The sequence below is a fragment of the Pseudomonas sp. PHC1 genome (assembly GCF_046487845.1).
Lineage (GTDB): Bacteria > Pseudomonadota > Gammaproteobacteria > Pseudomonadales > Pseudomonadaceae > Aquipseudomonas > Aquipseudomonas sputi.
In genome coordinates this window covers 1-937 of sequence record NZ_JBJXHJ010000068.1, presented here as the reverse complement: position 1 = coordinate 937, position 937 = coordinate 1, and the positions used below count along the sequence as shown (strand labels likewise).

Genomic DNA, 937 nt, shown 5'->3' with positions numbered 1-937 from the left:
GCCGTGGACAGCGTGCCAGCGATCTTCGCCATCACCCAAGACCCCTTTATCGTCTACACCTCCAACATCTTCGCCATCCTTGGCCTGCGTGCGTTGTATTTCGCCCTGGCGGCGATGATTCACCGCTTCGCCTACCTCAAGTACGCGCTGGCGCTGGTGCTGGTTTTTATCGGGGGCAAGATCTTCCTGGTCGGCATCATCGGCAAGATTCCGGCGGTCATTTCCCTGAGCGTGACCTTGGGTCTGCTGCTGGGCGGTGTGCTGCTGTCGCTCTGGAAAACACGCGACCAAGCCTCTGCTGGCTCGCAGGAGTAAATCAAAAAAGGTGGCGGCCGCTAGTCGGCTGCCTCCTAGCGAATTGGCAACTTTGAGACATATGGCCAGTAACGGACTCGGCATTCAAGTCGAGTGTGGCTATAACGCCAACGGCGGTACTGGAAACGCCAGTGGATCCCCTCTGATCAATCCAGATTGATTTCCACTAAATAGCGCCAGCTTGTTTTCGTGAAGGGTTTCGAGTTCGTCCAGCAGTTGGGGAGGGGATGACATGGTATCCACTAACTCTGCGCCGTCGGCAACGCTCTGAGCAGTAGCGCACCTCCGCCCAGCAGCGCTCCCATTTCTTGCGCCAGGCGAATGGCAATCCGCAGACCACACACACCTTTACGGGTAGTTCACTCTTCTTCAAAACACCCACCTGCATCGAGTTTGGCGACCAGTTTTTGGCCTCGTTTCCAGAGCGCCTCCTGCTTGGCTTCACTCATCCGGTGGAGGTTCTTGTAGACCATGCCCATGCGCTGATTGCTGTGCAACAGGTCGCCGTGACGTATCAGGAAATGCCAGTAAAGCGAATTGAAAGGGCAGGCGTCGTCGGTCTTGCTTTCACTGACTTTGTACGCGCAGTGACGGCAGTAATCAGACATTCGCTTTATATATA

The 937-nt window shown here is 55.6% G+C and carries 1 protein-coding gene and 2 pseudogenes; 1 reads left to right on the top strand and 2 read right to left on the bottom strand.

Annotation, left to right across the window (positions count from 1 at the left end; translation table 11 throughout):
- The coding region (locus ACKJSM_RS28670; RefSeq protein ID WP_410239537.1) for a TerC family protein at positions 1-315 on the top strand (315 nt) is incomplete at its 5' end.
- 241 nt (positions 316-556) lie between these two features.
- Here the strand turns inward: ACKJSM_RS28670 and ACKJSM_RS28665 are convergent.
- Both ACKJSM_RS28665 and ACKJSM_RS28660 read right to left on the bottom strand, forming a co-directional pair.
- A pseudogene (locus ACKJSM_RS28665) lies at positions 557-688 on the bottom strand (DUF2256 domain-containing protein); the annotation flags it as partial.
- Positions 675-937: pseudogene (locus tag ACKJSM_RS28660) on the bottom strand (cryptochrome/photolyase family protein); the annotation flags it as partial. The pseudogenes ACKJSM_RS28665 and ACKJSM_RS28660, both read right to left, overlap by 14 nt.